The following is a 17,799-nucleotide window of genomic DNA, read 5'->3' as shown; positions in this document are numbered from 1 at the left end:
GAGGAAGGCATGAAACGCGTCGTATCGCCAGATTCGGAACAGCGGCGTCATAGCAACAGCACTGCTGATGACCGCCATGCAGTTAAAACGCCTGACTTCACAGATAACCGTCCTGATGTTCTTGCGCAGCGTCAGCTTATCGCAGGCATTGCTGCCGCCCCGAAAATGACCGCGCAGCGAAAAATGATTGCGTCAATTCATACCAGTCCCCGCATGCTTGCGCAAAGAAAGCTGTTCAATTACGCAAGCGATGCTGCGGCGCAGTTGCAGCGCATGCCCGAAGAAGATCTGTTGCAGGGACGGTTCGATCCGGCGCAGCGGATGCAGGAAGAGGAGCCGTTGCAAGGAAAATTTGACACCGTGCAGCGCGTAGAGGACGAAGAATTGCTGCAAAGGAAATTCATCGCCGTACAAAAGATGGAGGAAGAAGAACCGCTGCAGGGCAAATCCGGTTCCGGCGCGCCGGTACAGCGCGAGGAAGCACATGCGGCGCCATCGCCATCGAACAACACCGGCCTGCCGGATAATCTCAAGTCCGGTATCGAGTCACTTTCCGGCATTTCCATGGACAATGTACGCGTACATTACAATTCCGGCAAGCCGGCGCAACTGAATGCACTTGCGTATGCGCAAGGCACCGATATACATCTGGCTCCGGGGCAGGAACAGCATTTGCCGCACGAGGCCTGGCATGTGGTGCAGCAGGCGCAGGGGCGGGTTCAACCAACGATGCAACTGAAAGAAGGCGTGCCGGTGAATGATGATCAGGGGCTGGAGCGTGAAGCGGATGTGATGGGCGCCGCCGCTGTTCAGAAAGCGTCCGAATCAGCCGAGTCTGATATTCTGCATGACTCCGATGCGAAACCTCAAAAAATATCCAGTCTAATTGATACTCTCCCAGGACAACGACCATCGGTACAACGCAAAGTGGGATTTGAGTTTGAAGTCGGTTTGCCATTTGGAACCCCTGGCGAAAAAGTCGAGACTATGATTGACAGTTATTACAAGCTGGTGGACCCAAAATTAGGGCCGGATGTTCATATTCATGACGGCGCGGGCTTCCATGTCGTGGAGGACCACGGTGGAATGAAAATTCTGGATGTCGAATCGATTGTTGAGTATGTCATAGACGCGGAAGAAGAATATAAAGACGAGACCACATTCCTGGCCAATGTAAAAAATGCTAAAGCGCATATTGATAAATTCCCTGCTGGTACTCAAACTAAATTTCCAAGTTCCGACAGTGAATATCTTTTAGGCGGGGGGGAGATGCAAGGTGCGGGCAAACGTGGTGTAGGACAGGCAACATTTGCGGTTCGGATGGAAGGTATCACATCAATGTTCGACAATAAAATAAAAGACGACTTTCTTGGCGGGGAAGATAACGTGCTATTTAGCAAAAGAATACTCGAGTTAGCCAAGCAAGTCGCAGCAGAAACTATAAAGCTTAACGGCATCTCTACGCTAGGCGAAGTAAAAAAAGTGGAGGGATATCTGGCTTTAGTGGCGCAGTATCTCGCTGCAAATTCCCTGAGCAAGATAGATGCAGAAATACTGGATAAGAATCGCGTCCCATTTCTGGTTCGAAGTCAATTGAGCGTGATAAGAAACAGTACATTGAATGCTGCATCACAAGCGGCTCTAACAACGCATAAAGACAATATTTATAATAAAATGATAGCCGTTTCAGGAGCGGAGCCTGATAAGGCTATTATTCCAGGAAAAACCGATCCAAAAACAAAAGTCTGGCTGGAGGGTGCGATTTCCGGTATGGATCCGGCTATTGCCTGGGGACAAAGCAAAACCATTAATCCGGAAGAAATCGGAAGCTCCGGTGCTAACAGAGAAAGTGGCGGCGTGGTCGAACAGCGGCACTTAAAATTTGGCCCAATCAACGTAAGTGACTGGGAAGCTTCAGCCACAAAAGTGTATAACGAAGCCAGGAAGTTAAATGGGATAGATTAAAAATGGCAACTACGCGCTCCCACCAGAGCCTGCCCGGCCAAAGACATTTGAATAGCGAGCATGGGCTGTTGCCTTTGTTGACCGCACCAGCAGTCATGCACAATGATGCCGCTAACGGGCAATAATATGACGGGTTCCAATGGTTCCCCGACGACAAGAAGAAAGGCGGCGGCAACACCAAAAATGGCAACCATTTTCTGGTATGGGCGTATGTCGAGTCGACCAGTTTTGCGATACATTATTGCGAACCGGCAAAGAAGTACTGTCGGCAAAGGAAAGCCAAACGCAACTGTATTGTTGTCATCAAATCGGTGAACATAAACTGACGCGCTCGTTATCACATATTAAGCACAAGAGGTGTTTTCTGTTACACGCTCTTTTGCATGCAGTCTGCTGCCGCACAAGCCGGTCTTCCTCGTCAGTAATCACAATAAAACTGCCGTTTAAATGCAGGTCTGTGCCGCAAAATCTCATCTCGTCTTCAGTCGATAAAATTGGTTCGAACCATGAGACTTTATTCCCTCCGGCGGCAGCCGGCTGGATGATTACCGGTTTTCAACCGTAATGGGGTAATTGTAAATCGATACCAACATAAATTGGTTTTTAGCATTTTTTAACATTTTCTTGACATTTTTTTGACACTGGAACGTTTATTATTGGGTTTGCTTGCAAGAATTAGCTAAAACACAATATCAATAAAACCTTCATCAACAATATCAATAAAGCCTTTTCTTAGGCCTTTTCTTAGGCCTTTTCTTAGTTTCATCAAGATCAACTCCGTTAATTTATTGGGAGGACAAGATGGAAGCTTTAGAACCACTTTCTAAATGTCGAGAACAATCGCCATTTACAACATGCAACAAAGTCCGGACACAGTTCAGCTGATTTGCAAAATCGTAGCATTGTAGTAAATGCAGTTTGCAGCGCTGAATTATAAAACCCGGTGTTGTGTATGAATTTGAAAGATTGATTGGTAACAGAAAAGGAGGAGATTCAATGACTACTCTATCAGTTGATAAAGCAGAGAGAGCTTGTGATTTAACTCAGGTCAAAGACTGCAACATAACACGCAGTTGTGCTATACCTGCAATGCTTATGCTTTCAGGTGACGGGAAGATACTTTATGTCAATAAGGAAGCGGAAAAATTGCTGAATTTCCCTGCAAAACAACGTCATAAACTACATATTTCAAAAGTGATATTGGCCTTAGGAAAAGTTGATTTGCTGGAAAAAAGCAAAGATCGCGTTAACACCTTTTTGCGTTTTCTCTCTCGTATTGGTTACAGGTTTAAACTCTGCAGTTTTAATGGAAAAAGATTTACAGGCGAGCTTTTTTTTAATGATATCGATCTGGACGGTTGCCATAATGTAGTTGTTTTAATTTATCCAGACGCAAGAGCCTCCTCGAATATGTGATATGCCAATTTAATGAAGGAGAGTAACAATGAACAAGGTAACGAAACCCCTGTTCAGTTTAAAAATAGAAAGATGACAGTCTCTCCAGATACATGCTTTGTAAAGTTAAGGCTGCATCGATAAGAACCGGTTCGGGTGAGTTGTTTGATTCTTTCTGTGACTTATTGCTGCGTTAACAAGGAGTGGCCGTATGAGTAATACAGTCAGTGATTTTTTGCTGCAGCGTCTTTCCGACTGGGGTATCACACGCATTTATGGTTTTCCTGGGGACGGTATTAACGGTATTTATGGCGCGCTGAATCGCGCCTTGGACCGTTTTGAGTATGTCCAGGCCCGGCACGAGGAAATGGCTGCTTTCATGGCATGTGCACATGCCAAGTTTACCGGTGAAGTAGGCGTGTGCATCGCCACGTCAGGTCCCGGCGCAGTTCATCTGTTGAACGGTTTATATGACGCCAAGCTGGACCATCAACCGGTGGTCGCCATTGTCGGTCAGCAGGCGCGTGCATCGCTGGGCGGTAGTTACCAACAGGAAGTCGATCTGAACAATCTGTTTAAAGATGTGGCGGGCGATTATGTGCACAGCCTTATAGTACCTGCACAAACACGCCATATCGTTGACCGGGCTTTGCGCATTGCGCAGTCCGAGCGTACCGTTACCTGTGTAATCGTTCCAAACGATGTGCAGGAGCTGGACGCGGTTGAGACCCCGCCGCGTGTGCATGGTACGGTTCACTCGGGTAGCGGTTTTAGTTCGCCGCAAGTGGTGCCGGCTAAAGATGATCTGCATTCCGCTGCCGAAATACTGAATGAGGGGGAGAAAGTCGCGATCCTGGTTGGGGCCGGTGCATTGGCTGCTACCGAAGAGATAATTGAAGTCGCTGAACGGTTGGGGGCGGGCGTCGCTAAGGCGCTACTGGGCAAAGCGGTATTGCCTGACGATTTGCCCTACGTCACCGGGTCTATCGGTTTACTGGGTACGCGTCCAAGCTGGGATATGATGACCGATTGCGACACGCTGTTGATGATCGGCTCACGCTTTCCTTATTCGGAATTTTTACCCCGGGAAGGTCAGGCGCGCGGCGTACAGATTGACCTCGACCCGGCTATGCTGGGTATACGCTATCCGATGGAAGTGAATTTAACCGGAGACAGTTCCGCGACACTGCGAGCGCTTATCCCGCTTTTAAAACCGAAGACCAATCGAAACTGGCGTGAAACAATTGAAAAAAATGTAACCGAATGGTGGGGGGTAATGGAAGCGCGCGCCATGAGTTCGGCTAAACCAGTCAACCCGCAGCGCGTGTTCTGGGAGTTATCGCCACGCCTGCCGGATAACTGTATTCTGGCGTCTGATTCCGGCTCGGCGGCCAATTGGTACGCTCGCGATCTGAAAATACGCCGCGGTATGAAGGCATCGCTATCCGGAACTTTGGCTAGTATGGGTGCGGGCGTGCCCTATGCTATTGCGGCTAAGTTTGCTTTCCCTGAGCGGGTAGTGATTGCCTTGGTCGGTGATGGCGCAATGCAAATGAACGGTAATAGCGAGTTAATCACTATCGCTCACTATTGGCGCCAATGGCGCGATCCACGGCTGATTGTGATGGTGTTGAACAATGGCGATCTTAACCAGGTTACCTGGGAGCAGCGGGCAATGGCAGGCGATCCGAAATTTGAAGCGTCGCAGATTGTTCCGGACTTTCCTTATGCGCGCTATGCCGAGTTATTGGGTTTGAGAGGAATTCGGGTCGATAATCCCGATCAGATTGGCACGGCCTGGGATCAGGCGCTGGCTGCCGACCGGCCCGTCTTATTGGAAGCTGTCACCGATCCTAGTGTACCGCCACTGCCGCCGCATATCACATTTGACCAGATTAGAGCTTATGTGTCCTCGCTATTGAACGGCGATCCGGACAGCAGCGAGATTATTAGAGCATCAGCCAAGCAATTGTTTAACAGTCTGAAACCGGATCACAGACAAGAGAAAACATAAAAGCAGTCTGTAGATGCCATTACCGATTGAAAACTACATCTTGACCGGTAACTTCAGCGACGCCGCGAGCCGGTTCCGCTTAGATGTCAGCGTTGAGGTGACTGGCGGGTTTCATCAGAAAGCGCAACTGGCGCGAACAATCAGCAATCAAACTTTAAGGAACGGACAAGTAGCATGAGCAATAACTATACCACTGCCAGGAACAGTGATTGCATGGTACCAATCCGTCGGATCGATGTTTCGGTTTATACGATTCCGACTGATCAACCGGAATCGGATGGCACACTCCAATGGAACAATACCACGCTGGTGCTGGTCGAGGTACAGGCTGGCGATCAGCGCGGACTTGGCTATAGTTATGCCGATACTGCTACCGCCAGGCTGATTCAAGATAAGCTGGCAGATTTGCTTTTGGGATACGATGTGCTGTCGCTCCCCGGTGCCTGGACGAAAATGACTCATGCCATACGCAATCTGGGCCGTCCGGGAATCAGCTCAATGGCGATCGCAGCGGTTGATAACGCGCTGTGGGATCTTAAGGCGAAACTGCTTGAATTGCCGCTGGTAACATTGCTGGGCAGGGCGCGCGATGCCATACCGGTCTACGGCAGCGGCGGTTTCACATCATATAGCATCGAACAATTGCAATGCCAGCTTGGCGGCTGGACAGATACAGGCATTTCCCGCGTCAAGATGAAAGTCGGCCGTAAACCGGAGCAGGATATTGAACGCGTCAAAGCGGCGCGGGCTGCCATTGGCGATGCTACAGAGTTATTCGTCGATGCCAATGGTGCCTATAGTCGTAAACAGGCTATAGCCATGGCTGAGGCGTTTGCCGAGTATGGCGTGGTCTGGTTTGAAGAACCTGTTTCGTCCGATGATTTAGAAGGCTTGCGTCTACTGCGTGACCGCGGACCAGCCGGGATGGCGATCAGTGCCGGTGAGTACGGTTACGACTTGTACTATTTTCGCCGCATGCTGGCGGCTGGCAGCGTGGATGTTTTACAGGCTGACGCTACCCGCTGCGCCGGCATCAGCGGATTCTGCGGAGCTGCGGCGTTATGCGAAAGCTTCGGTTTGCCGCTGTCATCGCATTGTGCCCCAGCGTTGCATACGCACCCTGGTTGCGCATTGCGCTCCATTTGCCATCTGGAATACTTTCATGATCATGCCCGAATCGAACAGATGTTGTTTGACGGCGCGTTAACGCCGCAACACGGCAAACTGTATCCGGATTTGTCGCGACCTGGCCTGGGGCTGGAATTCAAGCGCGCCGACGCAGCGCAATATGCTGTTTGAGATTATTATGAATAATGCTACTCAACATTCCCAGGTAAACGATAAGCAGCGAACAGCACCGCACGCAGAAATAGCGGTACGGCCTGCAAACGTCAGCGCATTAGCTGCCGAATTATCAGCCGCTATTGAAGGCGAAGTTCGCTTTGATGATGGCAGCCGTGCTGTTTATGCTACGGATGCCTCAAATTATCGGCAGGCCCCGATCGGCGTAGTGTTGCCAAAGAACGTCGACGACGTTGTCAAGACCGTGGCGCTGTGCCGCAAGCATGGTGCGCCGATTACCGCCCGCGGCGGCGGCACCAGCCTGGCCGGACAATGCTGCAATATCGCCGTTGTGATAGATTTTTCCAAGTATATGCATCACGTACTTGAACTCGACCCGTATCGGCGGCGGGCAAAAGTACAGCCAGGCGCTAATCTGGATACGCTGCGCAGGCAAGCGGAGCAATATCATCTGACTTTTGGTCCGGATCCGGCGACCCACGACCACAACACTCTGGGCGGTATGATCGGCAACAACTCCTGCGGGGTGCACTCGGTGATGGCCCAGTTTTACGGGCCGGGGCCTTTAACCGTGGATAGTATCGAATCCCTGGAAATCCTCACCTATGACGGTCTGCGCCTGACGGTTGGCGTTACTTCCGAAGAAGAATTATCCAGAATTATCAATGAAGGCGGTCAACGTGGAGAAATTTATGCTGGCTTAAAAGCACTACGCGATTGCTATGCCGATCAGATCCGGACTAAGTATCCTGATATTCCGCGCCGTGTGTCCGGCTATAATTTGGATCGGTTGCTTCCCGAGCATAATTTCAATGTTGCAGGTGCGCTGGTTGGTAGTGAAGGTACTTGCGTTATTGTGCTATCGGCTACGCTCAAACTTATGCCCAACCCGGCGGTCCGTTCGTTGCTGGTGCTTGGCTATCCGGATGCATATCACGCTGGCGATCATATTATGGAAGTTCTTGAGCATAAACCGGTCGGATTGGAAGGGATTGATCAAGCGTTGATCGGCTATATGAAAAAGAAACACATGCATCCTGAGGATGTCGAAATGTTGCCGGATGGCGGCGGCTGGCTGCTGGTCGAATTCGGCGGCGATAACAAGGAAGATGCCGACAATAAAGCGCAAAAACTGATGGATGAGTTGAAAAAAAAGGATGATGCGCCATCAATGAAGCTGTTCGATGATAAAGAACAAGAGCACCATATATGGCTGGTGCGTGAATCCGGGTTGGGTGCAACTGCCAATGTACCCGGCATGTCGCCCACCCATCCGGGCTGGGAGGATGCCGCCGTCCCGCCGGAAAAGGTGGGTCCGTATTTGCGCGATTTTCGCAAACTGCTAAATGAATTTGGCTACCAATGTGCGCTGTACGGACACTTTGGCCAAGGCTGCATCCACTGCCGTATAGACTTTGATTTACTGACTGCAGATGGAGTAAAAAAGTACCTGGCCTTTATTGATAAAGCTGCCGACCTGGTAATCAGTTACGGTGGTTCGCTGTCCGGCGAGCATGGCGATGGCCAGGCGCGTTCAATGTTACTTCCGAAAATGTATGGTGAGGAGCTGGTTGGCGCGTTTCGCGAATTCAAGAAAATCTGGGATCCCGGCTGGAAGATGAACCCGGGTAAAGTGATTGATAGTTACCGTCCAGATGAGAATTTGCGTATGGGTCCGCACTACAACCCGCCACCAGTCAAAGCCCGTTTCGGTTATCCGGACGATGATGGCAGCTTTGCTAAAGCAACCGCGCGTTGTGTGGGCGTGGGCATGTGCCGGCGTGTGGATAGTGGTGTGATGTGCCCCAGTTACATGGCCACCCGCGAAGAGGCCTATTCTACGCGCGGCCGTGCCCGGCTATTGTTTGAAATGCTGCAGGGCGATATCGTTGCCGATGGCTGGCGCGATCGGCGTATTCATGATGCGCTGGACTGGTGTTTGGCTTGCAAAGGTTGCAAACATGACTGTCCGGTCAATGTCGACATGGCCACTTACAAAGCCGAATTTATGTCGCATTATTACCGGTATCGCCTGCGGTCACGGCACGAGTACGCAATGGGTTTGATATACTGGTGGTCACGGGCAGCTTTAAAGCTGCCGCTGTTAACGAATTTTTTTACCCAGCATGAGCCGTTTGCATTCATTATCAAGAAAATTGGTGGGATTGCATCCGAACGGCGCCTGCCGCCTTTTACCAAGCAAACGTTCAGAGATTGGTTTCAACAGCGGCAGTCTAACCGGCCGAACAAACCGAGGGTCATTCTGTGGCCTGACACCTTTAGCAATCACTTTCTGCCAGAACCGGCCAAAGCTGCAGTCGAGGTGCTGGAAGCAGCAGGTTATCAGGTTGAACTACCACCACGGCCGCTGTGTTGCGGTCGGCCGCTGTACGATATCGGTATGCTGGATCTGGCAAAGAAACTCTGGCGTCAAACGCTGACCGCACTCCAATCCGAGATTACAGCAGGCACGCCGATAGTGGGGCTGGAGCCTTCCTGTGTAGCAGCTTTCCGCGATGAATTGATCAATCTTTTTCCTAACGATTACAATGCGCGCCGGCTCAGCCAGCAAACCATGCTGCTGAGCAGTTTTTTGCGAAAGATAGATTATCGGCCCCCTAAGTTGCGGCGTCAGGCGCTAGTGCATGCGCATTGCAATCACCGCGCAATAATGGGCATGAAAGCAGAGGAGGCATTGCTCAACCGGCTTGGCCTGGATTATGAATTGATGGATTCAGGCTGTTGCGGCATGGCGGGTGCATTCGGTTTCAGCGAAAAAAAATATGATATTTCAATCAAAATTGGCGAACGTGTTTTGTTGCCGGCGGTACGTAACGCCGCACAAAGCACACTGGTAATCACGAATGGATTTAGCTGCCGCGAACAGATCAGTCAAACTACCGGTCGCCGGGCATTGCACCTGGCTGAAGTATTGGCGCTTGCTTTGCGCGAAGGTAAGCAGCCATCGTCAGACGACGATCCGGAATTCAACGTATGCAGCCGCCCGCGTCATCCGGCATTTTCACTGAAAGGTTCCGGGGAAATTTTCAATGAGAAAGATAACTAAACCTTGAACCTAAAATTCTTCTTGCAAATATCGGGAAGTCCTTATAGAGGATTCTAGGTTGAAGCGCAGTAATAATCAGTCTTTCCGTAGGAGTGTCCATGCACCATGAGCTTTGCAGTCGCCAACAAGTGGAGGATTCGACGTTTTACCTGGATTGATAGGTGATAGGAGGTTATGATGAGAAATAACACTATCGGAAGAACCCGCTGGGCGATTGCTGAAGGTTATATACCGCTTGGCAGCACAAACGGCGAAGATCCACGTTTTTTAAGTCACGAAACGGCGTGCATGCTTAATGCCGGTGATCAGTGCGCGCATGTTACAATCACAGTTTATTTTAGAGACCGGGAGCCGGCTGGCCCATATTGTATCCTGCTACCCGCTCGGCGAATTTTACATCAGAGGTTCAATGACCTGAATAAGCCGGAGCCAATTCCCAAGGATACGCCTTTTGCCAGTGTGATCGAATCCGATGTGCCGATAGTGGTGCAGCATACCCGGCTCGATTCGCGGCAGCCGGAATTGGCTTTATTAAGTACAATTGCCTATTCCGATGAATAATTACAGGTGAATCATTTTTTGGTGGGATTGAAAGTTTAATAGGATTTCTCAAAAACAGGTTTTTACCCGGTGAATTAAACGATTGATTTCGAGGATGCGATCCCGTGAAGCACAATTTATACATGATGCCATTCTTGGCTGTACTGATCACATTAATTGTGGTGTTACCAAATGCAGTCCAGGCTTCAGAAGCGCCACTGAATTATTTCTTGCATAGTTACGGTCCGGCGGCCAGGCCAACAATGTATCTGGGATGGGTGCTTGCAGGATTATCAGTGGTTATTTGTATCATTATTTCACTACTGCTGTTAACCGCTTTAATCCGCAAAAGATCCCGCAGCGATCCATACTCCATTGATCGCGAAGGTGGTGGACTTCTCTGGATATATATAGGTACAGGAATATCGACTATTATTTTATTTGGATTGGTGATTTATGCATCGATGATTCTAAATCAGGTTGCAAAGCCTCCTCAGACGCCGGCCCTTACTGTGACAGTTACCGGGTATGACTGGTGGTGGAAAGTTGAATATGAGCATGATGATCCTGCCCAACACATTATCACTGCAAATGAACTCCATATTCCTGTGGGGCTGCCTGTTCTTATCAAGCTTAAAAGCGCTGATGTTATTCATGCTTTTTGGGTGCCAAAGCTTGCCGGAAAAACACAAATGATTCCGGGTCTGGTAAATCAGCAGTGGATTCAGGCAGATGTGTCAGGTGTATATACTGGACAGTGTGTTCAGTTTTGCGGAGCTGGTCATGCCCATATGGGTTTTGAGGTTATCGCAAAAAGTCCCCAAGAATTCGAAGACTGGCAGGATGCTCAAAGAAAAACTGCAATGCCTGGTTTCGAGACATCTGAAGATCCAGGGTATAAAGTATTTATGGATCAATGCGCTGGCTGTCATGCCATCCGGGGAACCGAGGCTGCCGGCACGCATGGGCCAGACCTGACTCATCTGAATTCACGACGCAAAATTGCGGCAGGACTATTAACCAACACGCCCGGCCATCTAAAAAAATGGATCATGAATGCACAAGAGCTTAAACCAGGATCGCGCATGCCAAACTTTGCGCTGTCAGACCATGAAATTGCTGCACTAATGCTTTTTTTATCGAATTTGGATTAACAGTATATGGCTATCTCCGACAAGAAACATAATCTTCCGGATAATCGTCTTGAGCGCGTGCCTGAATATGGTTGCGCTCCAACCGGGTCGACTGCCCAGATGCGTCTCGCAGACACATGGGAATGTAATCCGGGTTGGCGTGGCTGGTTTTCAACAGTCGATCATAAAACGATCGGTCTGCGATATCTCGTTACTGCATTCATTTTTCTGTTAATAGGAGGTATTGAGGCGCTTATCATGCGTGCGCAGCTTTCCCTGCCCGATCAGACTTTATTGACACCGGAACAATATAACCAATTGTTCACGATGCACGGCATAACGATGATTTTTCTTTATGCCTTGCCGATCCTGTCAGGCTTTTCCAATTATCTTTGGCCGTTATTACTGGGTTCTCGAGATATGGCTTTCCCGCGCCTGAACGCCCTCTCATACTGGATATTTCTATTTGCAGGCGTCTTTATGTACGCAAGTTTTCCACTAGGACAGGCTCCTAACGCAGGCTGGTTTAACTACGTACCCTTTTCTGGACCTGTTTATAACACAGGTCCAAATATTGATGTTTTTGCTCTTGGTATGGTGCTTTTGGGAATTTCAACGACCGTTGGCGCAGTTAATTTCATAGTTACACTCTTTAAAATGCGGGCGCCCGGCATGACGATTAATAGAGTGCCAATACTCGTTTGGGGTACGCTAACCGCATCCGTAGCAAATCTCATAACTATTCCCGCAGTAAGCCTGGCTTTCTTGCTTTTATGGCTGGATCGTCAAGTCGGCACCCAGTTCTTCGATGTGGCCAACGGCGGTAAACCGTTGCTATGGCAGCATTTATTCTGGATTTTTGGCCATCCGTGGGTGTATGCCATTGTTCTGCCTGCCATGGGTATTGTTTCTGATGCATTGCCAACATTTTGCCGAAGGCCTCTTGTCGGTTATACGGCAGTAGCTCTCGCCACCATGGCGACAATGATGTTCGGTTTTGTGGTATGGGTTCATCATATGTTCGCAACGGGTTTACCCACTGTATCTTTATCAATATTTGGCGCCGCCAGTATGGCAATCTCTATCCCGAGCGCAGTGGCTGTGTTTGCCTGGATCGCAACTATCTGGCTGGGAAGGCCGGTGTTCAAAACCCCCTTTTTATTCTTTGCCGGTTTCGTTATTCTATTTGTAATCGGTGGCTTGTCCGGTGTCATGGTGGCGGCAGTATCGCTTAACTGGCAACTGAATGAAACCTATTTCATTGTCGCGCACCTGCACTATGTTTTGCTTGGTATTAATGTATTTCCGGTCATAGGAGGGATTTATTACTGGTTTCCCAAGTTTACCGGCCGTATGATGAATGAAAAACTGGGCAAATGGAGCTTTTGGGTTATGTTCGTCGGATTCAATGCAGCATTCTTCCCAATGCACATCGCCGGTTTGCTGGGCATGCCCAGGCGTATCTATACATATTCATCGCATATGGGATGGGATAGCGTCAATATGATTACATCAATCGGCTCCTTCATATTCGCTATCGGCATTCTGATTTTTCTGGTTAACGTTATGATCAGCCTTAAACGCGGCGTATTGGCAGGTTCAAATCCCTGGGACGCGGCGACTCTCGAATGGTCGATTTCTTCACCGCCGCCTGCTTATAATTTTGCAGTCATTCCTGTTATCGCAAGCCGTCATCCATTATGGGAAAACCGGTTAAATGAAAGTAGTGAACGTTCAAGTCTTTCCGAAGGATATTTGCTGACGACAGGCCATGAAACAATCGGTACCTCACCGATTGATGCGAAACCGCAGGTTATCCTAAAAATGCCGGGCGATTCCTATACGCCATTTTTTGCCGGGTTATTTGTATCATTGCTGTTTGTCGGTCTGTTATTTCATTGGTGGACTTTTACCGGTGTGATGACCGCAGCATGCTGTGTTACGCTAATCTTATGGATGTGGCCTCGACAATCACTGGTTCAACGGGCAGTATCCAACGCCGGTCATTCTTCACAGAACAATTCGGAAAAAATATGAATCTATTTGATCATAACCGGTCTCTGCCGATAGGAAGCGACGCTAAACTGTCAACGGGATGGTGGGGTGTTCTGGCATTAATTGTGACAGAAAGTGCTTTGTTTGCGTATTTGCTGTTTACATATTTCTATTTGTCGGCTCAGACTGAACAGCAATGGCCTCCGGAAGGATTGCCCAGTCTGACTATGCCAGTCATAAATACAATAATTTTACTCGCCAGCAGCGTTTCTGTCTGGGCCAGTGAACACTACATTCGGCTGAAGCAGATACGCTGGAGTATCGGCCTGATGGCGTTATCAATAATTCTTGGCATCAGCTTTGTGCTGATCCAGCTTATCGAGTGGCATAAGAAACCTTATGGCTTGACGTCGGATCTCTACGGATCACTGTATTTTACGATTACGGGATTTCATATGTGCCATGTGGTTATTGGAATCGCTGTTCTATTGTTGCTGCTGGTTTGGCTTTCGTTAGGTTACTTCGATGATAGACGGCATGCCGCTGTCACAATAGGGGGTATGTACTGGCATTTCGTCGATGTTGTTTGGCTGTTTGTTTTTGCAACTTTGTATTTATTTCCTTACAGTGATTCCGTGTAGAAATTGAAAGCATTCTATCAGGGGCAAGTAAATACATTAATCTGTCATTTCTGGCTTATGAGTACATACAAAAAATTGTTCGCTTTATTCGGTGCTCCCGCAGCATGGATCATGCAGATGCTCTTAAGCGAGTCGCTCACCGCATATGCCTGTTATCCATATCAGGAGCCGCTGTCAACGCCGCTCTGGACAGATTTACCGGCGATACTTGCAGCAATCAGTATAACCTGTTTGACATTAAACATTCTTTCGGCATACGTAGCATGGAATTTTTGGCAACAATCCGACAATCCAATGATTGATAAAATCAGTACACGTGGGCAGTCTCTCAAAATTATGGATGAACAGTCTCAATTTCTGGCAATGCTGGGTATTATGTCGAATGTCGTATTTTTCGTGGCAATTTTATTTACTGGCTGCGCGATTTTATTAGTACCATTGTGTAGCGACTGGGCCTGACTCAAATGATATCAGCGGCTTCATTAATTAACCCAATACCAGGCGGTTTTGCATGCCGTTTGTTAATCATCTTAACAATATGGATGGTCGCTGAAAATGCCCAGAGCGCTGATCCGGAAATCATTGCCCGGGGTGCATATCTTGCCAAAGTGGCTGACTGTGAGAGCTGCCATACGGCAGGCCCCGATCATCCGCCATTTGCTGGTGGTTTGCCAATTAGCTCTCCTTTCGGGGTCATTTATTCGACTAACATAACACCCGACCCGGCAACCGGAATCGGTCAATACAGTTACGAAGACTTTAGCCGCGCCGTTCGAAAAGGGATTGCCAAAGACGGCAGATATTTATATCCGGCAATGCCGTATCCTTCATTCGCGGCGGTCCTGGATGATGACATTCAAGCGCTGTACGCTTATTTTATGGAAGAAGTAAAGGCTGTTAATCACATGCCGCCGCAAACCGAACTTCCCTTTCCTTTTAATCAGCGTTGGACACTTATGTTCTGGAATGCCGCATTTGCCACTCAGAAACCGTACAAAGTCCGCACCGATCGTAATATGCAATGGAATCGCGGCGCCTATCTGGTGCAAGGGCTGGGGCACTGCGGCGCATGTCACACGCCACGCGGCCTGGCATATCAGGAGAAAGCATATTCGGAATCATCACCTGAATATTTGAGCGGCGCAGTAGTGGATAACTGGTCTACCGCGGACTTGACCGGTAATAATGCGTCCGGTTTGGGGAGATGGTCCAAAGCTGAAATTTCAACATTCCTGGAAACTGGCCACAGCAGGTTGGGGGTGGCGTTTGGCAGTATGGTAACCGTGATTGAAAATAGCACACAATATTTACGGAAAGAAGATCTGGATGCTATTGCGGCCTATCTCAAATCGCTTCCATTGCGAAAAAGCAGGTCGTCTTACAAACCCTCCGTTACACAGGATCAATCGGATAAGATTGATCTGGAAATTGGGATCAATCAATTTGAGCGCCCGGGCGCCGGTCTTTATTCCGGGCTTTGCGCAAAATGTCATCAACCCAATGGCACAGGCGATCTTCCAAAATATCCACGGTTGAGCGGCAATTCGATGGTTCTTTTAGAAAACCCTGTATCTATCATCCGTCAAGTGCTGGAAGGGGGGAAAGGTCCGCTGACAAAAAATGGACCTATACCGAAAGAAATGCCAGGTTTTGCAAAAAAATTATCCGACCGGGAAATTGCAGAAGTGCTTACTTTTGTGCGCAACAGCTGGGGTAACACAGCGCCGCCGGTCACATCACGCGATGTATCCAAAATACGAAAAAAATGCTGTAACACTACAGCTCCGTCAACGCATGAGTAAGAAATTCGTTGTCAGTTTTCCAGAGCCACTTCTTTTTTGACTGAAAGGAGAGTTTTGTGTCCTGAAAAGGCGAAAAGCTTTACTTGGAGAGTTTGACGTGATGCATGCCAAACCAGCTCAGATAAATCAGCAAAGCCACGATTGTAGCGGGAAATATTTTTAGTATGTCGTCGTCGAATCCTGAAAAATGCCAAATGGAAACGGTAATAACCGCGGCCGACATCATGGCCAGCGCAACGGGCGCTGTCAATGGCAGATGAAACATGCGAATAACCAGCACCGGGCCAAGGCTGGCGCCCATTGCCGACCAGGCAATGAGCACTAAACCGAAAACCCCTTCATGTGCAAAAAGCGCGATCGCAAGCGCAGTGGTTGTGACCGCGAGTGTGCTTAGTTTGGAGGCAAGATACGAATCTTTCCAACGTGGAAAAATTTCCTGGGTCAGGGTGCCTGAACAGACGATAATTTGTGAATCCGCCGTGGAGACCGTTGCGGCAAATAGCCCCGCGAGCGCGATTCCGACAAAAACACCCGGTAATAACTGCATGGTGAGCAACGGTAATGCCAGCTCGGTGGGTTCTTTCAAACCCGTAACACTCGGTAAATTAGACAGGTCCGGGATGATCGCGCGGCAGTAGAGGCCTACGCCAATGGAGGCGGCAAAAAAAAGGACGTACCATATAAAATAATATACGCGTGCGCGCTTGATCGCATCCACTGATTTGATTGCCAGCAGGCGTGTCATTAAATGGGGCTGGCCAACCGTGCCAAGGCCCGCAAAAAAATAGCCGGTAATAAATGCGAGTATGCCGAATTGAAGTTCCTGTGGAAACCAGGCTACTAGCGCCGGATCTTGGGCGCCGAGATTTGCCGTCAGCGCATATGGGCCGCCTACTTTTAGAAAACCGGCAATCAGAATCGCCAGCATTGTGATGATCATGGCAAACGACTGTGCTGCATCGGTCCAGATGTCGGCGCGTATGCCGCCAGCATAGGAATACACGATTACAATAGCTGCGCCGATAATTGCGCCAATATACATATCCCAGCCGAATAACGCATGGAGTGCGGTGCTGCCGGCTTTCAGCTGTGCCGCCGCATAGATTCCAAGGAAAACAATGGTAATGAGTCCGGCGCTGACGATTATCAAGCGATTGGCGCTGTTATCCTGGGTTCCGATTAACAATGGCAGTGTATTGATTTTGGCTTTGCCGGAAATTTTGCGCACACGCGGGTGTACGAACATCCAGACCATAAGGTCGCCCAGCACCCATCCCAGCATAAGCCATACGGATTCATAGCCGAAACGATAGGTATAGGCGATCATGCCGATGAACATGAAACCACTGTTGTTGGTGGCGACAGTCGAAAGCGCCGTAAGCCAGGGGTTTACTTTGCGGCTGGCAACCAGATAATCTTCAGGAGTTTTGCGTTTTCGGATCATCGCCATGGTGCCGCTCATAGTAAGCAGGATCATGACAATGATGAAAGACCAGATTGTTTCGCTCATGTTGATTCTGTCGCCGTATAGGTATGGTTTCGATTGTTGAATTAGGCATTAATAAACAGATGTGTAGCTGGTTGTACACGGCTGTTTCCTGACTGACAAACAGGAAAACCCGTTTCAGCCAAAATTGTTCCACTATTCTAAAATTTGTTCCGAATGCCGAATTTGAGTTTCTGACTAGCCTGGATATTGTATCAGTTGCCGGCATTTAAACGCTGAACTGTTTTGAATTGAGTGTATCCGCGAGCGCAGACGCAGTTATTCTGGGCTAAGCGGCACCATTCGGAGCGGGCTTTGCCAGCTGTTTTCCGACTCGCTTTGATGTGCGCAAGTCACGCATTGCCTGCAACAAGATTTCAAAAATTGGTTTATCTCTGGTATCGTTGTTTTTACAATGTTGCCTGAGAAATGTTGAAACCGGAGTTTTTGTTGGTTTAA

Annotated in this window: 14 protein-coding genes; 12 read left to right on the top strand and 2 right to left on the bottom strand. The window is 48.9% G+C overall.

Annotated elements, in window-relative coordinates; translation table 11 throughout:
• Nucleotides 1–9: 9 nt before the first annotated feature.
• Nucleotides 10–1,965 carry an eCIS core domain-containing protein gene (locus BMY60_RS03380; protein ID WP_218141611.1) on the top strand — a complete coding sequence of 652 codons (1,956 nt, stop codon included), beginning with the start codon at nucleotides 10–12 and terminating at the stop codon, nucleotides 1,963–1,965.
• Here BMY60_RS03380 and BMY60_RS03375 read toward each other — a convergent pair.
• Complete coding sequence (locus BMY60_RS03375) at nucleotides 1,962–2,204, bottom strand: hypothetical protein (RefSeq protein ID WP_143057342.1); 243 nt, start codon at nucleotides 2,202–2,204, stop codon at nucleotides 1,962–1,964. The two genes, BMY60_RS03380 and BMY60_RS03375, sit on opposite strands and share 4 nt — an antisense overlap.
• 757 nt (nucleotides 2,205–2,961) lie before the next feature.
• Between BMY60_RS03375 and BMY60_RS03365 the strand changes: the two genes are divergently transcribed.
• The 11 genes from BMY60_RS03365 (at nucleotide 2,962) to BMY60_RS03320 (ending at nucleotide 15,854) form a co-directional block, all read left to right on the top strand.
• Nucleotides 2,962–3,381 (top strand): hypothetical protein, encoded by a 420-nt coding sequence (locus BMY60_RS03365; RefSeq protein WP_090331213.1) that lies wholly within the window; start codon nucleotides 2,962–2,964, stop codon nucleotides 3,379–3,381.
• A gap of 190 nt (nucleotides 3,382–3,571) precedes the next feature.
• Nucleotides 3,572–5,374, top strand: coding sequence for a thiamine pyrophosphate-requiring protein (locus BMY60_RS03360; protein WP_090331211.1), 1,803 nt, complete (start codon nucleotides 3,572–3,574; stop codon nucleotides 5,372–5,374).
• Between the two features lie 13 nt (nucleotides 5,375–5,387).
• Complete coding sequence (locus tag BMY60_RS15630; RefSeq protein WP_177166563.1) at nucleotides 5,388–5,552, top strand: hypothetical protein; 165 nt, start codon at nucleotides 5,388–5,390, stop codon at nucleotides 5,550–5,552.
• Complete coding sequence (locus tag BMY60_RS03355) at nucleotides 5,549–6,673, top strand: enolase C-terminal domain-like protein (RefSeq protein ID WP_090331210.1); 1,125 nt, start codon at nucleotides 5,549–5,551, stop codon at nucleotides 6,671–6,673. Before BMY60_RS15630 ends, BMY60_RS03355 begins: the two co-directional genes overlap by 4 nt.
• Nucleotides 6,674–6,680: 7 nt before the next feature.
• On the top strand, nucleotides 6,681–9,743 hold the full coding sequence (locus BMY60_RS03350) for an FAD-binding and (Fe-S)-binding domain-containing protein (protein ID WP_090331316.1): 3,063 nt from the start codon (nucleotides 6,681–6,683) through the stop codon (nucleotides 9,741–9,743).
• Nucleotides 9,744–9,920: 177 nt separating this feature from the next.
• On the top strand, nucleotides 9,921–10,304 hold the full coding sequence (locus tag BMY60_RS03345; protein ID WP_090331208.1) for a sensory rhodopsin transducer: 384 nt from the start codon (nucleotides 9,921–9,923) through the stop codon (nucleotides 10,302–10,304).
• Nucleotides 10,305–10,408: 104 nt separating this feature from the next.
• A complete protein-coding gene (gene coxB, locus BMY60_RS03340; RefSeq protein WP_256250654.1) occupies nucleotides 10,409–11,437 on the top strand; it encodes a cytochrome c oxidase subunit II in 1,029 nt (342 codons plus the stop codon).
• Between the two features lie 6 nt (nucleotides 11,438–11,443).
• Nucleotides 11,444–13,453 carry a cytochrome c oxidase subunit I gene (ctaD, locus tag BMY60_RS03335; RefSeq protein ID WP_090331205.1) on the top strand — a complete coding sequence of 670 codons (2,010 nt, stop codon included), beginning with the start codon at nucleotides 11,444–11,446 and terminating at the stop codon, nucleotides 13,451–13,453.
• Nucleotides 13,450–14,052: a cytochrome c oxidase subunit 3 gene (locus tag BMY60_RS03330; protein ID WP_090331204.1), complete on the top strand. Its 603-nt coding sequence runs from the start codon at nucleotides 13,450–13,452 to the stop codon at nucleotides 14,050–14,052. Before ctaD ends, BMY60_RS03330 begins: the two co-directional genes overlap by 4 nt.
• Before the next feature lie 111 nt (nucleotides 14,053–14,163).
• Entirely contained in the window at nucleotides 14,164–14,511 is a 348-nt protein-coding gene (locus BMY60_RS03325; protein WP_143057341.1) for a hypothetical protein, read from the top strand.
• 83 nt (nucleotides 14,512–14,594) lie between these two features.
• Complete coding sequence (locus BMY60_RS03320; protein ID WP_256250653.1) at nucleotides 14,595–15,854, top strand: c-type cytochrome; 1,260 nt, start codon at nucleotides 14,595–14,597, stop codon at nucleotides 15,852–15,854.
• Nucleotides 15,855–15,933: 79 nt separating this feature from the next.
• Here the strand turns inward: BMY60_RS03320 and BMY60_RS03315 are convergent, their stop codons facing one another.
• Complete coding sequence (locus BMY60_RS03315; protein WP_090331199.1) at nucleotides 15,934–17,364, bottom strand: sodium/proline symporter; 1,431 nt, start codon at nucleotides 17,362–17,364, stop codon at nucleotides 15,934–15,936.
• Nucleotides 17,365–17,799: the final 435 nt, after the last annotated feature.

Origin of the sequence: Nitrosomonas sp. Nm51, assembly GCF_900111165.1 — a bacterium.
Taxonomy (GTDB): domain Bacteria; phylum Pseudomonadota; class Gammaproteobacteria; order Burkholderiales; family Nitrosomonadaceae; genus Nitrosomonas.
The sequence above is the reverse complement of the archived record's forward strand: the minus strand, read 5'-3'. Positions and strand labels throughout refer to the sequence as shown.

Excerpts from the sequence above, each read along its gene's own strand:
- BMY60_RS03380 (WP_218141611.1), top strand. The coding sequence starts at position 10 with ATGAAACGCGTCGTATCGCCAGATTCGGAACAGCGGCGTCATAGCAAC.
- BMY60_RS03375 (WP_143057342.1), bottom strand. The coding sequence starts at position 2,204 with ATGTATCGCAAAACTGGTCGACTCGACATACGCCCATACCAGAAAATG.
- BMY60_RS03320 (WP_256250653.1), top strand. The coding sequence starts at position 14,595 with ATGGTCGCTGAAAATGCCCAGAGCGCTGATCCGGAAATCATTGCCCGG.
- BMY60_RS03355 (WP_090331210.1), top strand. The coding sequence starts at position 5,549 with ATGAGCAATAACTATACCACTGCCAGGAACAGTGATTGCATGGTACCA.
- BMY60_RS03315 (WP_090331199.1), bottom strand. The coding sequence starts at position 17,364 with ATGAGCGAAACAATCTGGTCTTTCATCATTGTCATGATCCTGCTTACT.
- BMY60_RS15630 (WP_177166563.1), top strand. The coding sequence starts at position 5,388 with ATGCCATTACCGATTGAAAACTACATCTTGACCGGTAACTTCAGCGAC.
- BMY60_RS03325 (WP_143057341.1), top strand. The coding sequence starts at position 14,164 with ATGCAGATGCTCTTAAGCGAGTCGCTCACCGCATATGCCTGTTATCCA.
- BMY60_RS03360 (WP_090331211.1), top strand. The coding sequence starts at position 3,572 with ATGAGTAATACAGTCAGTGATTTTTTGCTGCAGCGTCTTTCCGACTGG.
- BMY60_RS03345 (WP_090331208.1), top strand. The coding sequence starts at position 9,921 with ATGAGAAATAACACTATCGGAAGAACCCGCTGGGCGATTGCTGAAGGT.
- BMY60_RS03365 (WP_090331213.1), top strand. The coding sequence starts at position 2,962 with ATGACTACTCTATCAGTTGATAAAGCAGAGAGAGCTTGTGATTTAACT.
- BMY60_RS03350 (WP_090331316.1), top strand. The coding sequence starts at position 6,681 with ATGAATAATGCTACTCAACATTCCCAGGTAAACGATAAGCAGCGAACA.
- ctaD (WP_090331205.1), top strand. The coding sequence starts at position 11,444 with ATGGCTATCTCCGACAAGAAACATAATCTTCCGGATAATCGTCTTGAG.
- BMY60_RS03330 (WP_090331204.1), top strand. The coding sequence starts at position 13,450 with ATGAATCTATTTGATCATAACCGGTCTCTGCCGATAGGAAGCGACGCT.